Annotated in this window: 23 protein-coding genes and 1 pseudogene; 21 read left to right on the top strand and 3 right to left on the bottom strand. The window is 63.6% G+C overall.

From position 1 onward, the window contains the following. Positions 1–24: 24 nt before the first annotated feature. The 21 genes from rplP (at position 25) to WDM24_RS24840 (ending at position 11,854) form a co-directional block, all read left to right on the top strand. A complete protein-coding gene (gene rplP, locus WDM24_RS24940; protein WP_016843752.1) occupies positions 25–438 on the top strand; it encodes a 50S ribosomal protein L16 in 414 nt (137 codons plus the stop codon). Between the two features lie 5 nt (positions 439–443). After that, positions 444–650, top strand: coding sequence for a 50S ribosomal protein L29 (gene rpmC, locus WDM24_RS24935; protein ID WP_021081654.1), 207 nt, complete (start codon positions 444–446; stop codon positions 648–650). A gap of 9 nt (positions 651–659) precedes the next feature. Continuing rightward, positions 660–908, top strand: coding sequence for a 30S ribosomal protein S17 (rpsQ, locus tag WDM24_RS24930; protein ID WP_016843754.1), 249 nt, complete (start codon positions 660–662; stop codon positions 906–908). A 74-nt stretch (positions 909–982) separates the two neighbouring features. Next, the gene (gene rplN, locus WDM24_RS24925) at positions 983–1,351 is read left to right on the top strand and encodes a 50S ribosomal protein L14 (RefSeq protein WP_011473865.1); all 369 of its coding nucleotides are present in this window, start codon (positions 983–985) and stop codon (positions 1,349–1,351) included. Then, complete coding sequence (gene rplX, locus WDM24_RS24920; RefSeq protein WP_029081764.1) at positions 1,351–1,665, top strand: 50S ribosomal protein L24; 315 nt, start codon at positions 1,351–1,353, stop codon at positions 1,663–1,665. The genes rplN and rplX overlap by 1 nt, the downstream gene beginning before the upstream one ends. Continuing rightward, complete coding sequence (gene rplE, locus WDM24_RS24915) at positions 1,658–2,215, top strand: 50S ribosomal protein L5 (RefSeq protein WP_166205917.1); 558 nt, start codon at positions 1,658–1,660, stop codon at positions 2,213–2,215. The genes rplX and rplE overlap by 8 nt, the downstream gene beginning before the upstream one ends. Positions 2,216–2,261: 46 nt before the next feature. Continuing rightward, entirely contained in the window at positions 2,262–2,567 is a 306-nt protein-coding gene (rpsN, locus tag WDM24_RS24910; protein ID WP_029081762.1) for a 30S ribosomal protein S14, read from the top strand. Positions 2,568–2,581: 14 nt separating this feature from the next. Continuing rightward, a complete protein-coding gene (rpsH, locus tag WDM24_RS24905; protein ID WP_029081761.1) occupies positions 2,582–2,980 on the top strand; it encodes a 30S ribosomal protein S8 in 399 nt (132 codons plus the stop codon). A 14-nt stretch (positions 2,981–2,994) separates the two neighbouring features. Next, complete coding sequence (gene rplF, locus WDM24_RS24900) at positions 2,995–3,528, top strand: 50S ribosomal protein L6 (RefSeq protein ID WP_338827443.1); 534 nt, start codon at positions 2,995–2,997, stop codon at positions 3,526–3,528. Positions 3,529–3,539: 11 nt separating this feature from the next. Next, positions 3,540–3,899: a 50S ribosomal protein L18 gene (gene rplR / locus WDM24_RS24895; RefSeq protein WP_029081760.1), complete on the top strand. Its 360-nt coding sequence runs from the start codon at positions 3,540–3,542 to the stop codon at positions 3,897–3,899. 57 nt (positions 3,900–3,956) lie between these two features. Next, positions 3,957–4,532 (top strand): 30S ribosomal protein S5, encoded by a 576-nt coding sequence (rpsE, locus tag WDM24_RS24890; RefSeq protein WP_028349043.1) that lies wholly within the window; start codon positions 3,957–3,959, stop codon positions 4,530–4,532. Between the two features lie 40 nt (positions 4,533–4,572). After that, positions 4,573–4,764 (top strand): 50S ribosomal protein L30, encoded by a 192-nt coding sequence (gene rpmD / locus WDM24_RS24885; protein ID WP_166297353.1) that lies wholly within the window; start codon positions 4,573–4,575, stop codon positions 4,762–4,764. Between the two features lie 21 nt (positions 4,765–4,785). Further along, entirely contained in the window at positions 4,786–5,271 is a 486-nt protein-coding gene (gene rplO / locus WDM24_RS24880) for a 50S ribosomal protein L15 (protein ID WP_028339310.1), read from the top strand. 144 nt (positions 5,272–5,415) lie between these two features. Next, the gene (gene secY / locus WDM24_RS24875; protein ID WP_029081756.1) at positions 5,416–6,750 is read left to right on the top strand and encodes a preprotein translocase subunit SecY; all 1,335 of its coding nucleotides are present in this window, start codon (positions 5,416–5,418) and stop codon (positions 6,748–6,750) included. Between the two features lie 71 nt (positions 6,751–6,821). Beyond that, complete coding sequence (locus WDM24_RS24870) at positions 6,822–7,715, top strand: adenylate kinase (RefSeq protein WP_338827441.1); 894 nt, start codon at positions 6,822–6,824, stop codon at positions 7,713–7,715. A gap of 189 nt (positions 7,716–7,904) precedes the next feature. Next, positions 7,905–8,273 (top strand): 30S ribosomal protein S13, encoded by a 369-nt coding sequence (gene rpsM, locus WDM24_RS24865; protein ID WP_029081754.1) that lies wholly within the window; start codon positions 7,905–7,907, stop codon positions 8,271–8,273. Between the two features lie 115 nt (positions 8,274–8,388). Next, a complete protein-coding gene (rpsK, locus tag WDM24_RS24860) occupies positions 8,389–8,778 on the top strand; it encodes a 30S ribosomal protein S11 (protein ID WP_006021048.1) in 390 nt (129 codons plus the stop codon). A 130-nt stretch (positions 8,779–8,908) separates the two neighbouring features. Continuing rightward, entirely contained in the window at positions 8,909–9,928 is a 1,020-nt protein-coding gene (locus WDM24_RS24855; protein WP_029081753.1) for a DNA-directed RNA polymerase subunit alpha, read from the top strand. A gap of 123 nt (positions 9,929–10,051) precedes the next feature. Next, entirely contained in the window at positions 10,052–10,468 is a 417-nt protein-coding gene (rplQ, locus tag WDM24_RS24850) for a 50S ribosomal protein L17 (RefSeq protein WP_028335465.1), read from the top strand. A gap of 285 nt (positions 10,469–10,753) precedes the next feature. Then, a complete protein-coding gene (locus WDM24_RS24845) occupies positions 10,754–11,548 on the top strand; it encodes an SDR family oxidoreductase (protein WP_338827439.1) in 795 nt (264 codons plus the stop codon). Between the two features lie 9 nt (positions 11,549–11,557). Continuing rightward, the gene (locus WDM24_RS24840; RefSeq protein WP_338827437.1) at positions 11,558–11,854 is read left to right on the top strand and encodes a DUF1330 domain-containing protein; all 297 of its coding nucleotides are present in this window, start codon (positions 11,558–11,560) and stop codon (positions 11,852–11,854) included. Here WDM24_RS24840 and WDM24_RS24835 read toward each other — a convergent pair. The 3 genes and pseudogenes from WDM24_RS24835 to WDM24_RS24825 form a co-directional block, all read right to left on the bottom strand. After that, positions 11,851–12,978, bottom strand: a complete 1,128-nt coding sequence (locus tag WDM24_RS24835) for a hypothetical protein (protein ID WP_338827435.1) — start codon at positions 12,976–12,978, stop codon at positions 11,851–11,853. The two genes, WDM24_RS24840 and WDM24_RS24835, sit on opposite strands and share 4 nt — an antisense overlap. A 21-nt stretch (positions 12,979–12,999) precedes the next feature. Continuing rightward, the gene (locus WDM24_RS24830; RefSeq protein ID WP_338827433.1) at positions 13,000–14,079 is read right to left on the bottom strand and encodes a phosphotransferase family protein; all 1,080 of its coding nucleotides are present in this window, start codon (positions 14,077–14,079) and stop codon (positions 13,000–13,002) included. 246 nt (positions 14,080–14,325) lie between these two features. Next, positions 14,326–15,319 (bottom strand): annotated as a pseudogene (locus WDM24_RS24825) (zinc-binding alcohol dehydrogenase family protein). Between the last annotated feature and the right edge of the window lie 42 nt (positions 15,320–15,361).

Here is a 15,361-nt window from a genome sequence, read left to right as displayed (position 1 = left end):
GCAGGAATTTGAGGGCTTAAAGCCATGATGCAACCTAAGAAAACGAAGTTCCGGAAGGCGCATAAGGGCCGTATCCACGGCGTTGCGACCTCTGGCGCGACGTTGGCGTTCGGCCAGTTCGGCCTGAAGGCGATGGAGCCTGAGCGCGTCACCGCCCGTCAGATCGAAGCCGCCCGCCGCGCGCTGACCCGTCACATGAAGCGCGCCGGCCGTGTCTGGATCCGCGTGTTCCCGGACGTGCCGGTGTCGAAGAAGCCCGCCGAAGTCCGCATGGGCTCCGGCAAGGGTGCGCCGGAATTGTGGGTGGTCCGGATCAAGCCGGGCCGCGTGATGTTTGAGATCGACGGCGTGCCGGTGCAGACCGCCAAGGAGGCGCTGTCGCTCGCCGCCGCCAAGCTGCCGATCAAGACGCGCTTCGTTGCGCGCATTGCGGAGTAATCGCCATGGCCGAGATGAAAGTTGAAGACATTCGCGCGATGAGCGACGACCAGCGGGAAGACGCGGTCCTTAACCTGAAGAAGGAACGCTTCAACCTGCGTTTCCAGCGCGCCACCGGGCAGCTGGAGAACACCTCGCGGATGCGGGAAGCCCGCCGCGATATCGCTCGTATCAAGACCATCGCCGCGCAGCTGCGCGCGAAGAAGAAGTAAGGGAAGCCTATGCCGAAACGTACTCTGCAGGGCGTGGTCGTCAGCGACAAGCAAGCCAAGACCATCGTGGTGCGCGTCGATCGCCGCTTCACCCACCCGATCTACAAGAAGACGATCCGCCGTTCCAAGAACTACCACGCGCACGACGAGAACAACCAGTTCAAGCCGGGCGACATGGTCTGGATCGAGGAATCGAAGCCGATCTCGAAGCTGAAGCGCTGGACCGTGGTCCGGGGCGAACACAAGAAAACGGCCTGATTACTTCGGCCTGGCCGAGGAATTCAGGGAAATTTTGGGCGCGCTAAAGCGCAGAAAGAGGACGAGGTGCATCAATGATTCAGATGCAGACCAACCTCGACGTGGCCGATAATTCAGGCGCACGCCGTGTCATGTGCATCAAGGTTCTTGGAGGTTCCAAGCGCCGCTATGCCACCGTGGGCGACGTTATCGTTGTGTCGATCAAGGAAGCCATTCCGCGTGGCAAGGTGAAGAAGGGCGACGTCATGAAGGCCGTCGTGGTCCGGGTCCGCAAGGACATCCGCCGCGCCGACGGTTCGGTCATCCGTTTCGACCGCAACGCCGCCGTGCTGATCAACAATCAGTCCGAGCCGGTCGGCACCCGTATCTTCGGGCCGGTGCCGCGCGAGCTGCGCGCCAAGAACCACATGAAGATCATTTCGCTCGCGCCGGAGGTGCTGTGATGGCTGCCAAGATCCGCAAGGGCGACAAGGTGATGGTGCTCACCGGCCGCGACAAGGGTCGCACCGGCGAGGTGTTCGAGGTGCGTCCGGACGAGAACAAGGCTCTCGTGCGCGGCATCAACATGGTGAAGCGTCACCAGAAGCAGAGCCAGACCCAGGAAGGCGGCATCATCTCCAAGGAGATGCCGATCCACCTGTCCAACGTGGCGTATGTCGGCAAGGACGGCAAGCCGACCCGCATTGGGTTCAAGATTCAGGCCGATGGCAAGAAGGTTCGTGTTGCCAAGAGCTCGGGAGCAGAGATCGATGGCTGATACAGCTTACACGCCGCGCCTGCGCGCGGAGTATGACAAGAAGATCCGCGGCATGATGACCGAGAAGTTCGGCTATGCCAACGTGATGCAGGTGCCGCGCCTCGACAAGGTCGTGCTCAACATGGGCGTCGGCGATTCCGTCAACGACCGCAAGAAGGCCGAGACCGCCGCTGCCGAATTGAGCCTGATCGCCGGCCAGAAGGCGATCGTGACCTATTCGCGGATCGCGATCGCGACCTTCAAGCTGCGCGAGAACCAGCCGATCGGCTGCAAGGTCACGCTGCGCAAGACCCATATGTACGAGTTCATCGACCGCCTGGTGAACGTGGCGCTGCCTCGCGTCCGCGACTTCCGCGGCCTGAACCCGAAGAGCTTCGACGGCCGCGGCAATTATTCGCTCGGCATCAAGGAGCACATCATTTTCCCCGAGATCGACTTCGACAAGGTCTCGGAAGCGCGTGGCATGGACATCACGGTGTGCACCACCGCCAAGACCGACGACGAGGCACGTGCCTTGTTGGCCGCTTTCAATTTCCCGTTCCGGCAGTGAGTAGCTGAGCCAAAGCCACTCAAACGCGGATACCCAGGAGCCAAGCATGGCAAAGAAGAGTTCGATCGAGAAGAATAACCGGCGCAAGCGGATGGCGAAGAATGCTGCCCCGCAGCGTGAGAAGCTGAAGGCGATCATCGCCGACAAGACCAAGCCGATGGAAGAGCGCTTCGCGGCGACACTGAAGCTCGCCGAGATGCCGCGCAACTCGTCGCCGACGCGCATCCGCAACCGCTGCGAGCTGACCGGGCGTCCGCGCTCGAACTATCGCAAGAACAAGCTCTCGCGCATCGCGCTGCGTGAACTCGGCTCCAAGGGCCTGGTTCCCGGGCTCGTGAAGTCGAGCTGGTAAGGAGGGTCGGAACCATGTCTACGCACGATCCGATCAGCGATCTCATCACCCGCATCCGCAACGCGCAGATGCGCTCCAAGTCCAAGGTTTCGACCCCGGGCTCGAAGATGCGCGCCAACGTGCTCGAAGTGCTGAAGTCCGAGGGTTACATCCGCGGCTACGCCAGCGTCGAGCATGCCTCGGGCCGCAGCGAACTCGAGATCGAGCTGAAGTATTTCGACGGCGAGCCCGTCATCCGCGAAATCGAGCGGGTGTCGAAGCCGGGCCGCCGCGTTTACGCCTCGGTGAAGAACCTGCCGCGCGTGAACAACGGTCTCGGCATTTCGGTGTTGTCGACGCCGAAGGGAATCATGGCTGACCACGAGGCGCGCGACGCCAACGTGGGCGGCGAAGTTCTCTTCACGGTGTTCTGAGGAAGGATTTTACGATGTCACGTATCGGCAAAAGGCCGGTGGCGATCCCGTCGGGTGTGACGGCGAGCGTCGAGGGCCAGACCGTCAAGGTGAAGGGGCCGAAGGGTCAGCTTCAGTTCGTGGTGCATGACGACGTCGAGGTGAAGTTCGAGAACGGCCAGGTCAAGGTCGCTCCGCGCGTCAAGACCAACCGTGCGCAGGCGATGTACGGCACCGCGCGCGCGCAGGTCGCCAACCTCGTCGAGGGCGTCACCAAGGGCTTCGAGAGGAAGCTCGAGATCACCGGCGTCGGCTACCGCGCCGCGATGCAGGGCAAGAACCTGCAGCTCGCGCTCGGCTACAGCCACGACGTGGTCTACGCGATCCCGGAAGGCATCACCATCGCGGTGCCGAAGCCGACCGAGATCACGATCACCGGCAACGATCCGCAGCGCGTCGGCCAGGTCGCCGCCGAGATCCGCGCCTACCGCCCGCCGGAGCCCTACAAGGGCAAGGGCGTGAAGTACGCCAACGAATTCATCTTCCGCAAGGAAGGCAAGAAGAAGTAACGGAGCCGGTCATGTCACTCAAGGTTACGAATGCCCGGCGCAAGCAGCGCGTGCGCCTTGCGCTTCGCCGCTCGGCAGGCGGCCGTCCGCGGCTGTCGGTGTTCCGCTCGTCCAAGCACATCTACGCCCAGGTCATCGACGACCAGAAGGGCGAGACGCTCGCTTCCGCCTCGTCGCTGGAGAAGAATCTGCGCGACGCCGGCAAGACCGGCGCCGACATCGATGCTGCGAAGGCGGTCGGCAAGCTGCTCGCCGAGCGCGCGGCGCAGAAGGGCGTCAAGGAAGTCGTGTTCGATCGCGGCGCCTACATCTATCACGGGCGCGTCAAGGCGCTCGCGGATGCGGCGCGCGAAGGCGGATTGAGCTTCTAAACGAATCGAACGATTACAAGGAAAGAGGCTTGGGCCTCCTAGAGATTGGAAAACACCATGGCAGGTGAACGCGAACGCGGCGGACGCGAACGGAGCAGGGATCGCGAAGAGCGCGACAGCGAGTTCGTCGACAAGCTCGTCCACATCAATCGCGTGGCGAAGGTCGTCAAGGGCGGCAAGCGCTTCGGCTTTGCGGCGCTGGTCGTGATCGGCGATCAGAAGGGCCGGGTCGGGTTCGGCCACGGCAAGGCGCGCGAAGTGCCGGAGGCGATCCGCAAGGCGACCGAATCGGCGAAGCGCAATCTGACGCGCGTCGCGCTTCGTGAAGGTCGCACGCTGCATCACGACATCGCCGGCCGTCACGGCGCCGGCCGCGTCTACCTGCGTGCCGCTCCGGCCGGTACCGGCATCATCGCCGGCGGCCCGATGCGCGCGGTGTTCGAGACGCTCGGCATCCAGGACGTGGTGGCGAAGTCGATCGGCTCGTCGAACCCCTACAACATGGTTCGCGCAACCTTCGACGCGCTGAAGCATCAGGATTCGCCGCGCTCGGTGGCGGCCCGCCGCAACATCAAGGTCTCCACCCTGCAGTCGCGCCGCGTCGGCGGCGACGCCGAAGTGGTGGCGGAATAACCCCGCGCGACCAGCCAGCGCGCTATTTGGAGTTACTGTCATGGCCAAGGCCAGCAAGACCATCAAGGTCGAGCAGATCGGCAGCGCAATCCGCCGCCATCACTCGCAGCGTTCGACGCTGATCGGCCTCAAGCTCAACAAGATCGGCCGCACCGCCGAACTGCAGGATACCCCTGAAGTTCGCGGCATGATCAGCAAAGTCCAGCATCTCGTCCGCGTCGTCGGCGAGTAAGCAGAGATAAGGAGAAGGGCGATGAAGCTCAGCGATATCGCCGACAACGCCGGCTCGCGCAAGAAGCGCATGCGTGTCGGCCGTGGCATCGGTTCCGGCAAGGGCAAGACCTCGGGCCGCGGCGGCAAGGGCCAGACCGCGCGTTCGGGCGTCCGCATCAAGGGTTTCGAAGGCGGCCAGATGCCGATGCATCGCCGTCTGCCGAAGCGCGGCTTCAACAACATCTTCCGGCTCGACTTCGCCGAGATCAATCTCGACCGTCTGCAGGAAGCGATCGACAACAAGCTGGTGGACGCGTCCGCCACGGTGAACGTCGAATCGCTGGTGAAGGCCGGCGTGCTGCGCCGCGCCAAGGACGGCCTGCGGCTGCTCGGCCGTGGTGAGATCAAGACCAAGCTGACGATCGAGGTGCACGGCGCCTCCAAGTCGGCCATTGCCGCGGTCGAGAAGGCTGGCGGCTCGGTCAAGATCCTGGCGCCCGCCAAGGAAGAAGGCGAGGCGGCGTAACATCTGCGTCATTGCCCGCGCGCGGCGCGGGCAATCCGCAGCTCGAATGATGGACTTATCGAGGCCGAGCACCAGATAATGTCCGGTGTCTGCCGACTCCCCAAAGGGGGCGTCGGCGAAGGGGGCTCCGGGAGAAAGCCGAAAATGGTCTCAGCAGCCGAACAACTTGCCGCCAACCTCAATTTCGGACAGCTGGCGAAAGCCGACGAGCTGAAGAAGCGCATCTGGTTCACCCTGGGTGCGCTGCTTGTTTATCGGCTGGGCACCTACATCCCGCTGCCGGGCATCGATCCCAACATCTGGGAGCAGGTGTTCCGCAGCCAGTCCGGCGGCATCCTCGGCATGTTCAACATGTTCGCCGGCGGCGGCATCCACCGCATGGCGATCTTCGCGCTGAACATCATGCCGTACATTTCGGCATCGATCATCGTGCAGCTGCTGACCACCGTGTCGCCGCAGCTCGAGGCGCTCAAGAAGGAAGGCGAGGCGGGCCGCAAGACGCTGAACCAGTACACCCGCTATTTGACGGTGATACTGGCCGCGTTCCAGTCCTACGGTATCGCGATCGGCCTCGAAGGCGCCGGCAACGTCGTCAGCGACCCCGGCATGTTCTTCCGCCTGTCGACCGCGATCACGCTGACCGGCGGCACCATGTTCCTGATGTGGCTCGGCGAGCAGATCACCTCGCGCGGCATCGGCAACGGTATTTCGCTGATCATCCTGTCCGGCATTGTCGCCGAGCTGCCGTCGGCGCTCGCCAACATGCTGGAACTCGGCCGCCAGGGCGCGATGTCGACCGGCCTGATCCTGATCGTCATCGTGATGGCGGTCGCCGTGATCGCGTTCATCGTGTTCATGGAGCGCGCGCAGCGCCGGCTGCTGATCCAGTATCCGAAGCGTCAGGTCGGCAACAAGATGTTCGAGGGCCAGTCCTCGCATCTGCCGCTCAAGCTCAACACCTCGGGCGTGATCCCGCCGATCTTCGCCTCGTCGCTGCTGCTGCTGCCGACCACGGTTGCGAACTTCAACGCCGGCAAGGGCCCGGAGTGGTTCCAGTGGATCACCACCCAGCTCAGCCACGGCCGGCCGCTGTTCCTGTTCATGTATCTCGCGCTGATCGTGTTCTTCGCGTTCTTCTACACCGCGATCGTGTTCAACCCGACCGAGACCGCGGACAATCTGAAGAAGCATGGCGGCTTCATCCCGGGAATCCGTCCCGGCGAGCGCACCGCCGAATATATCGACTACGTGCTGTCGCGCATCACAGTGCTCGGTGCGATCTATCTCGCGATCGTCTGCCTGATTCCTGAAATTCTGATTTCCTACGCCTCGGTCCCGTTCTACTTTGGCGGCACCTCGCTCCTGATCGTCGTTAGCGTGACGATGGATACGGTGTCGCAGGTGCAGGGCTATCTGCTCGCTCATCAGTATGAAGGGCTGATCAGGAAGTCGAAGCTCAGGGGAGGCCGCCGCCGCTGATCACGGCGCGGCTTCAAACTCAAAACTCAGGTGTGCGGACCTCGCCCACCTAGCCGGGGGGCGAAACAGATATGAGATTGATCCTTTTGGGGCCGCCGGGCTCGGGCAAGGGAACCCAGGCGCAGCGGCTGGTGCACAAGCACGGCATCGTCCAGCTCTCGACCGGCGAGATGCTGCGCGCCGCGGCTGCCGCGGGCACGCCGGTGGGCTTGCAGGCCAAGGAGATCATGGCCAATGGCGGCCTGGTTCCCGACGAGGTCGTGGTGGGAATCATCGCCGACCGGATCGAGGAGCCCGACGCCAAGAAGGGCTTCATCCTGGATGGCTTCCCGCGCACCGTGCCGCAGGCGGAGGCCCTGGACGAGCTCCTCAGGAAAAGACATCTCAAGCTCGACGCCGTTGTCGAGCTGCGTGTCAACGAGAGCGCGCTGCTCGCGCGTGTTGAGAAGCGCGCCGAAGAGACCCGCGCGCGCGGCGAGGAAGTGCGACTCGACGACACGCCGGAAGTGCTGACCAAGCGCCTCGCGCAGTACCGGTCGATGACAGAACCGCTGATTCACTACTATTCCGAGCGGCGGAAGCTCCTGACGGTCGATGGCATGATGACCATCGAGCACGTCACCCGCGACATCAACCGGATCCTGGCGGCGATCGGCGCCCTCGAATCGAAGGCCGACGAGCCGGCCAAGAAGCCGGCCAAGAGCGCTTCGAAGGCCACCAAGACGGCCAAGAAGACGACCAAAATGCCGGCCAAGAAGGCAGCTAAGCCGGCCCGGAAGGCCGCCACGGGGGCCTCAAAGGCGGTCGCCAAAGCCAAAGGTACCAACAAGGGCGCCAAAAAGGCTGCGAAGAAACCCGCCAAGAAGGGGGCAAAGCAGGCCTCTCGTGCCGCGAATGCCCGGAAGGGGGCAAAAGCCGTCAAAAAGGCGGCAAAAAAGCTCACGAAAAAGCGAGCTAAACGCTAGGAGCGGTTGACGAAACCGACATGAATCCTTTAATAAGCCCCGCATCCAAGTTGGATAGTTTTATGACGATGCCGGGCCCCGAATGACATGAGGGGAGGGCGTCGTGTTCGCGTTTGTGAACACAAGCCCGAGAGAGCAAGAACTTGAGCAGCCCGTATCCGTGATGGATCGGCGACAGGAGAGAAGTCCGTGGCCCGTATTGCCGGCGTCAACATTCCGACCAACAAGCGCGTCCTGATCGCGCTTCAGTACATCCATGGCATCGGCCAGAAGAACGCGGCCGACATCATGGAGAAGACCAAGATTCCGGTGGACCGTCGCGTCAATCAGTTGACCGACCAGGAGGTCCTGCAGATCCGCGAAGTCATCGACCGCGACTATCTGGTCGAGGGCGACCTCCGTCGCGAGGTCGGCATCAACATCAAGCGGCTGATGGACCTCGGCTGCTATCGCGGCCTGCGTCATCGCCGCGGTCTGCCGGTGCGCGGTCAGCGCACCCACACCAATGCGCGTACGCGCAAGGGGCCGGCCAAGGCGATCGCCGGCAAGAAGAAGTAAGTTTTGCGAATTGCAGGTGGGGAGTAGCGAATTGAAGTTCGCTACTCGCCATTTGCGTTTTGAGGTGTAGCCGCTGGCACTACGGCGGCGCTTGAGATCACAGGAAAGGTTTGAAATGGGCAAGGAAGCCACCCGCGTACGCCGCCGCGAACGCAAGAACATCGCCTCTGGCATCGCGCACGTGAATTCGTCGTTCAACAACACGACCATCACAATCACCGACGCGCAAGGCAACACCATCGCCTGGTCGTCGGCCGGCACGATGGGCTTCAAGGGCTCGCGCAAGTCGACCCCCTATGCCGCGCAGGTCGCGGCCGAAGACGTCTCCAAGAAGGCGCAGGAACACGGCATGCGCACGCTGGAGGTTGAAGTGGCCGGCCCGGGTTCGGGCCGTGAGTCGGCGCTGCGCGCGCTGCAGGCCGCGGGCTTCACCGTCACCTCGATCCGCGACGTGACCACGATCCCGCACAATGGCTGCCGTCCGCGCAAGCGTCGGCGCGTTTGATCTGTAAGTCGCGGGCGGCGGTCTGCCGCCCTGCGATGGTTTTTGGAATTGACCGCGCGGACTGTTCCGCGATCTCCAACGCCAGGTTCGGCCATTCGACTGGCCTTGCGACTGGCAAAGGGTGAAAAAAGTGACGATCCAGAAAAATTGGCAAGAACTCATTCGACCGAACAAGCTGCAGGTGACGCCGGGCTCGGACGCGAGCCGGTTCGCCACCGTCGTCGCCGAACCGCTCGAGCGTGGCTTCGGCCAGACGCTCGGCAACGCGCTGCGCCGCATCCTGCTGTCCTCGCTGCAGGGCGCGGCAGTGCAGTCGGTGCATATCGACGGCGTGCTGCACGAGTTCTCCTCGATCGCCGGTGTGCGTGAAGACGTCACCGACATCGTGCTCAACATCAAGGACATCGCGATCAAGATGCAGGGCGAAGGCCCCAAGCGCATGGTCGTCAAGAAGCAGGGCCCGGGCGCCGTCACCGCTGGCGACATCCAGACCGTCGGCGACGTCGTGGTGCTCAATCCGGACCTGCAGATCTGCACGCTGGACGACGGCGCCGAGATCCGCATGGAATTCACGGTCGCGACCGGCAAGGGCTATGTCGCCGCCGAACGCAACCGTCCCGAGGATGCCCCGATCGGCCTGATCCCGGTCGACAGCCTGTTCTCGCCGGTCCGCAAGGTCTCCTACAAGGTCGAGAACACCCGTGAGGGCCAGATCCTCGACTACGACAAGCTGACCATGACGATCGAGACCAACGGCGCGATCACGCCGGATGACGCGGTGGCCTACGCTGCGCGCATCTTGCAGGATCAGCTCAACGTGTTCGTCAACTTCGAAGAGCCGCGCAAGGAAGTCACGCAGGAGATCATCCCCGATCTCGCGTTCAACCCGGCGTTCCTCAAGAAGGTCGACGAGCTCGAGCTGTCGGTGCGTTCGGCAAACTGCCTGAAGAACGACAACATCGTCTACATCGGCGACCTCGTGCAGAAGTCGGAAGCGGAAATGCTCCGCACCCCGAACTTCGGCCGCAAGTCGCTGAACGAGATCAAGGAAGTGCTGGCCCAGATGGGTCTGCATCTCGGCATGGAAGTGCCGGGTTGGCCGCCGGAGAACATCGACGAGCTCGCCAAACGCTTCGAGGATCATTACTGATCCATTTTCACTGTCGTGGCCGGAAAACCTCCGGCCACGATTTTTTAATGGGCGAACGCAGGATGCCCACCTGCAAGACTTGTCGCTGAACCACCGCGGCAGAATTGAAGAAGGAAGAAGTCAATGCGTCACGGCAAGGTTCATCGGAAGCTAAACCGCACCGCCGAGCACCGGCGTGCGATGTTCGCCAACATGGCGGCCGCGCTGATCAAGCACGAGCAGATCGTCACCACGCTACCGAAGGCCAAGGAGCTGCGGCCGATCGTCGAGAAGCTCGTCACCCTCGGCAAGAAGGGCGGGCTGGCCCTGCGCCGTCAGGCGATCTCGGAGCTGCGCGACGTCGACCAGGTCAGGAAGCTGTTCGACACGCTGGCGACCCGCTACAAGGACCGCCAGGGCGGCTACACCCGCATCATCAAGGCCGGCTTCCGCTACGGCGATAACGCGGCGATGGCCGTGATCGAGTTCGTCGATCGCGACGTCGACGCCAAGGGCCAGGACTCCGGTCCGACCCAGGACAAGGAAGCCGAGGCGGCGTAAGCCGGTCTCGAGCCAAGGTTTTAAAGCGGCGCCTCCGGGCGCCGTTTTTCGTTGTTGGTGGCGTCGCTCTATCCCCGTCGTCGTCCTGGCGAATGCCAGGACCCCTACCGCGGGATTTATCAAGCGGGCACAGTGGCCAACGCCGGTTTCATCCACCGGTGGCAGTGGGTCCTGGCTTTCGCCAGGACGACGAGATGTCTTCTACTTCCTCACGCGTCGGTGAGATGCAATTGCGGTGCATCATGCCGCGCCCGATATCTCCTTCAACATCAAAGGAGATGACAGATGAAAATCGACCTTTCCGGAAAGACTGCGCTGGTGACCGGCTCGACCGCGGGCATCGGCCACGCCATTGCAAAAGGACTGGCCGGGACCGGCGCCGAGGTCGTCATCAATGGCCGCGGCCAGGCCAAGGTTGATGCAGCCGTTACCGCGATCGCCAAGGCGGTTCCGGGCGCCAAGCTCCGCGGCATTGCCGCCGACGTCTCGACATCGGCCGGCTGCACGGCGCTGCTGGCGGCGCTGCCCGAGGTCGACATCCTCGTCAACAATGCCGGCATCTTCGAGCCGAAGCCGTTCTTCGACATTCCCGACGAGGACTGGAGCCGATTCTTCGAAGTCAACGTGATGTCGGGGGTGCGGCTGTCGCGCGGCTACATGCAGGGCATGCTGAAGCGCAACTGGGGCCGCATCGTCTTCATCTCCTCGGAATCCGGCCTCAACATCCCGACCGAGATGATCCATTACGGCACGACCAAGACCGCGCAGCTTGCGATCGCGCGCGGGCTGGCGCAGCTGACCCGCGGCACCGCGGTCACCGTCAACTCGGTGCTGCCCGGGCCAACCATGTCCGAGGGAGTCGAGACCTTCGTCAAGGATCTGGCCAAGCAGAACGGCCAGTCGGTCGAGGAGGCGGCCTCCAACTTCGTCAAGCAGCACCGGCCGACCTCGCTGCTGCAGCGCTTTGCCAGCACCGAGGAGATCGCCAACCTCGTGGTCTATGTCTGCTCGAAGCAGGCCTCGGCGACCAACGGCGCCGCGCTGCGCGCCGAGGGCGGCATCGTCAACACCATCGCATGAGGTGCGGCCATGTCAGCCTATGTGATTTCCGTAGTCGACGTGAAGGAGGCCGCGGGCTTCGAGGCCTATCGTACGATCGCCGCCAGGGCGATCGCGCAATATGGCGGGCGTTATCTGGTGCGCGGCGGTGCTGCTGACGTGGTTGAGGGCGGACCGCCGCCGAACAACATCATCGTCGTCGAATTCCCGTCGATGACGCGTCTGCGCGAGTGGTACGCGTCGCCGGAATATGCCGAGGCGCTCAAGCATCGGCGCACTGCGCTCGACCGCCGGCTGATCTTCGTCGAGGGCATGCCGCCGAGCTAACCTTTGGCTCCGTCGAGGAATTCGCTGAAGCCTGAGGGACGGTAGGGGCCGAAGCACAATTGCTCGAGAACGCCGATTCCGGTCCGGTCGCCCTGGCGGGCGCGCACCACCTGTTGCACGTGCACGTTCTCGCGCGCCAGCGGGTCGAGCGTCGAAGGATCGAACGATTCGCCGCCGATCTCGAGCTCACCCTTCCACATGCCCTGGCCCCATTGCGGATGACCGTAGCCGAGGCCCTTCATCTGGAATTTGAGGATCGGATCGAGCGCGATCGTGCTGGTGTGGCCGTCGATGTCGACCAGGTCGATTTCAGCCGACTTCGCCAACCGTGTGTTCGGCACGTAGGTCACGCGGTGCCGCGCGGTCGCCATGCGGCGGTCGAGCCCGTCGACGACGCCGGGGACCTCGGCCTCGCTCTGGTAGAGCGGGGCGATGATGCCCTCGCGGACCAGCGCCTCGCCGCGCGTCCCATCGAAGAAGATGGCGTGCGAGATGTGGTCGTCCCAGACCAGCGGCGCCCAGAGGAAGAACACGCTCGGCGGTGGCATCGGCACGCCTCCGACATCGCGTTCGCCGACATTGCGAACGCCCCAGGAGCGATCCTTGGTGCCGTAGCATGAGCGATCGTCGACCTTGATCTCGCCGTCGGGGTGGCTGATGACGCCGTGCCAGCGGCCGAACTGGTCGAACCGGGTCGAGTCCATGGCACGGCGATCGCCCGACCAGAGCGTCTGGCGCGCTTCCTGGATCGCAGCGGTGCGCGCGGAAAAGGTCAGGTCGCAGGCCAGCCCCGTCGCATTGTCGTCGAGCACGACCCGGGTCCGCAGCATCGGTTCGAGCACCTCCAGCCTGAAAGGGCCGACCTGCATCTCGGTACGCTCGATCGGCGCGCGTCGCGACCCGTAGAAGCAGTGCTGCCGTCCGCCGCGTTCCACGACGCTGAACGCGCAATCGAGGATCTTGCGGTGCGGATAGATCGCCATACCGATGCCGAAATAATACGCGCCGTCGGCGGTGTAGCCATTGAACCAGGTGCGGTCATAGACATTGCGGTCGCTGGTGATGGGGACCGCGATCGGTTCCGGCGTCTGGTGGATCGGGAATTCGTCGAGTTTGTTGAGCACGCAAATCCCTTTCGGTACCCCTTAGTCCTGCCAGTATGCAAAACTGTCGTGATCCAGCGCTTGCGCGCAGGCGCCGCGGGTCATCTTCAGGAACAGTGCGTCGCCGCGCTCGGAGCGCTGGACGCTCAGCGCGGAGACGACGCCCATCATGATGCCATGCAGGGTGTAGCGCCGGTAATCCCGCCAGCACTGATCCCAGCCATAGTCCCGCACGCCGCGCCGGATCAGTTCCGAATGATATGATCGCACCAGATCGGCTTCGTGAAGCCGCCGTTCCGACGGTTCGATGCCGGCCGACAGGAAATAGGCGACGTCGACGATTCCAGGGCCAACCGTCAGCGTCTGCCAGTCCAGCGTCGCCATCGGTCGGGTATTGCCGCGGACGTCGAACAGGATGTTATCGAGCCTGAAGTCCGCATGCTGCAGGGTTCGCGGCGTCGATTGCTCGGACTGGTAGCGCGGGACCGCGTCCGGAAGCCGGTCGATCAAATCAAGGAATTCCGGCTCGATCACGCCACGATACCGCTCCTTGTAGTGACCGATGATGGCAGGCAGCGTCGCGCGGAAATCCTTGCGTCGGCTTGCGGCCACCACGAAGCAGTGCACCGCGTCCAGCGTCGGATCGCTCCATCGCGGCGCGTGCAAGGCGGCGGCCTCGGCCATCGCTGTCTGGCAGTCCGCGATCGAGCATCCCTCGAGCTGGTCGCCCTGGCGAGCGGGCGCCAGATCTTCGAGAATCAGCGTGAAGTCGTCGGTCGCCGGATCGATTTCGGCGAGGATCGGCCGCGGGGTGTGAATGGCGACGGTCGCCGCCAGCTCGCGATAGAACGCGACCTCGCGAACATAAAGCATGTGCGCGGAACCGGAGCGGCGGCTGTCGGGATCTGCGGCAGGGAATTTGCCAATGACGCTTAAGGGTGCGTTCGGCGCGTCACCGTCATAGGTCAGACGAAATCGATAGGAGTCGCCGACAAGGCCATTACCGACCGGCTTGCAGGCGAGATCGACGACCCTGACCCGGTCGATCACACCGGCTTCGCGCAGCGCCCGCGTCATCCACTCCGGATCGATCCGCGACGGATCGGCCGTGAGCAAATTCATCGGTTTCCTCCCATCCCCGTGGGCGTCACCACCGCTCCAGCCGCTTCTCGCGTCGGCCGGATTGAGGACGGGGTGATCGTTGCGTAAACTATACAGGCGATCTCGCGGCTTTGGCAAAAGCGACACGCCGGCCTGTGGGGAAGTCTCGCGAGGGCGTAGGGCGGGTTAGCGTCAGCGTAACCCGCCGCCTTCGCTGGGAGAGATGGTGGGTTACGCCTTCGGCTAACCCACCCTACGCTTTGGCGCCTACCAGCCTTCCAGCACGATCTTGCCACGCGACTTGCCGCTTTCCAGCAGGGCATGGGCGCGCTTCAGGTTGGCGGCATTGATGGTGCCGAAGGTTTGATCGAGCGTGGTGCGCAGCACGCCCTTGTCGATGAGGTCGGCGACATCGTTGAGAAGATGATGCTGCGCGATCATATCAGGCGTCTGGAACGACGAGCGCGTGAACATCGATTCCCAGTGCACCGAGACCGCCTTGCCCTTGAACGCGGCGACGTTGAACTCCGAGGGATCGTCGATCAGGCCGAACTTGCCCTGCGGTGCGATGAAGTCGGCGATCGACTTGTAGTGCTGATCGGTGAAGGTGAGGCTGGCGACGAGGCCGACCGGCGGCAGCTTCAGCTTCTCGATCTGCTCCTTCATCGGCTGCGAATGATCGATCACCGCATGCGCACCGAGATCGAGGCACCATTTTTGCGATTCCGGCCGAGAGGCCGGTGAGGCGGCGGGCAAGCTGGATCAGGATCGAGCCGACGCCGCCGGCGCCGCCGGTGATCAGCAGCGTACGCGGGTCGAGACTCTTGCCCGGCACGGCGCCGAGCCGGTCGAACAACAGCTCCCATGCGGTGATCGAGGTCAGGGGCAGGGCGGCCGCTTGCGCGAGGGACAGCGATGCCGGCTTGTTGCCGACGATGCGTTCGTCGACCAGATGAAATTCCGAATTGGTGCCCTGGCGCAGGATCGAGCCTGCGTAAAACACCTCGTCGCCGGGCTTGAAGAGGGACACGTCGGGCCCGACCGCGTCGACCACGCCGGCCGCATCAAAGCCGAGGATCTTGTAGCCGCCGTCGGTCGGCGCCGCGCGCTTGCGCACCTTGTAGTCGACCGGGTTGGCCGAGATGGCCCTCACCGCAACCCTGATGTCGCGCCCCTTCGGCTCGGGCTTGGCGATCTCGAAATCGACGAGCGAGTCCGCCGCCTCGATCGGCAGCGATTTTTGGTATCCGACGGCCTTCATGCCTGGTCTCCGTAATGGGCGATTGCCTGCCGTGATAACTGT

This window comes from Bradyrhizobium sp. 27S5 (genome assembly GCF_037217225.1).
GTDB classification, from domain to species: domain Bacteria; phylum Pseudomonadota; class Alphaproteobacteria; order Rhizobiales; family Xanthobacteraceae; genus Bradyrhizobium; species Bradyrhizobium septentrionale.
The sequence above is the reverse complement of the archived record's forward strand: the minus strand, read 5'-3'. Positions and strand labels throughout refer to the sequence as shown.

Excerpts from the sequence above, each read along its gene's own strand:
- rplP (WP_016843752.1), top strand. The coding sequence starts at position 25 with ATGATGCAACCTAAGAAAACGAAGTTCCGGAAGGCGCATAAGGGCCGT.
- rpmC (WP_021081654.1), top strand. The coding sequence starts at position 444 with ATGGCCGAGATGAAAGTTGAAGACATTCGCGCGATGAGCGACGACCAG.
- rpsQ (WP_016843754.1), top strand. The coding sequence starts at position 660 with ATGCCGAAACGTACTCTGCAGGGCGTGGTCGTCAGCGACAAGCAAGCC.
- rplN (WP_011473865.1), top strand. The coding sequence starts at position 983 with ATGATTCAGATGCAGACCAACCTCGACGTGGCCGATAATTCAGGCGCA.
- rplX (WP_029081764.1), top strand. The coding sequence starts at position 1,351 with ATGGCTGCCAAGATCCGCAAGGGCGACAAGGTGATGGTGCTCACCGGC.
- rplE (WP_166205917.1), top strand. The coding sequence starts at position 1,658 with ATGGCTGATACAGCTTACACGCCGCGCCTGCGCGCGGAGTATGACAAG.
- rpsN (WP_029081762.1), top strand. The coding sequence starts at position 2,262 with ATGGCAAAGAAGAGTTCGATCGAGAAGAATAACCGGCGCAAGCGGATG.
- rpsH (WP_029081761.1), top strand. The coding sequence starts at position 2,582 with ATGTCTACGCACGATCCGATCAGCGATCTCATCACCCGCATCCGCAAC.
- rplF (WP_338827443.1), top strand. The coding sequence starts at position 2,995 with ATGTCACGTATCGGCAAAAGGCCGGTGGCGATCCCGTCGGGTGTGACG.
- rplR (WP_029081760.1), top strand. The coding sequence starts at position 3,540 with ATGTCACTCAAGGTTACGAATGCCCGGCGCAAGCAGCGCGTGCGCCTT.
- rpsE (WP_028349043.1), top strand. The coding sequence starts at position 3,957 with ATGGCAGGTGAACGCGAACGCGGCGGACGCGAACGGAGCAGGGATCGC.
- rpmD (WP_166297353.1), top strand. The coding sequence starts at position 4,573 with ATGGCCAAGGCCAGCAAGACCATCAAGGTCGAGCAGATCGGCAGCGCA.
- rplO (WP_028339310.1), top strand. The coding sequence starts at position 4,786 with ATGAAGCTCAGCGATATCGCCGACAACGCCGGCTCGCGCAAGAAGCGC.
- secY (WP_029081756.1), top strand. The coding sequence starts at position 5,416 with ATGGTCTCAGCAGCCGAACAACTTGCCGCCAACCTCAATTTCGGACAG.
- WDM24_RS24870 (WP_338827441.1), top strand. The coding sequence starts at position 6,822 with ATGAGATTGATCCTTTTGGGGCCGCCGGGCTCGGGCAAGGGAACCCAG.
- rpsK (WP_006021048.1), top strand. The coding sequence starts at position 8,389 with ATGGGCAAGGAAGCCACCCGCGTACGCCGCCGCGAACGCAAGAACATC.
- rplQ (WP_028335465.1), top strand. The coding sequence starts at position 10,052 with ATGCGTCACGGCAAGGTTCATCGGAAGCTAAACCGCACCGCCGAGCAC.
- WDM24_RS24845 (WP_338827439.1), top strand. The coding sequence starts at position 10,754 with ATGAAAATCGACCTTTCCGGAAAGACTGCGCTGGTGACCGGCTCGACC.
- WDM24_RS24840 (WP_338827437.1), top strand. The coding sequence starts at position 11,558 with ATGTCAGCCTATGTGATTTCCGTAGTCGACGTGAAGGAGGCCGCGGGC.
- WDM24_RS24830 (WP_338827433.1), bottom strand. The coding sequence starts at position 14,079 with ATGAATTTGCTCACGGCCGATCCGTCGCGGATCGATCCGGAGTGGATG.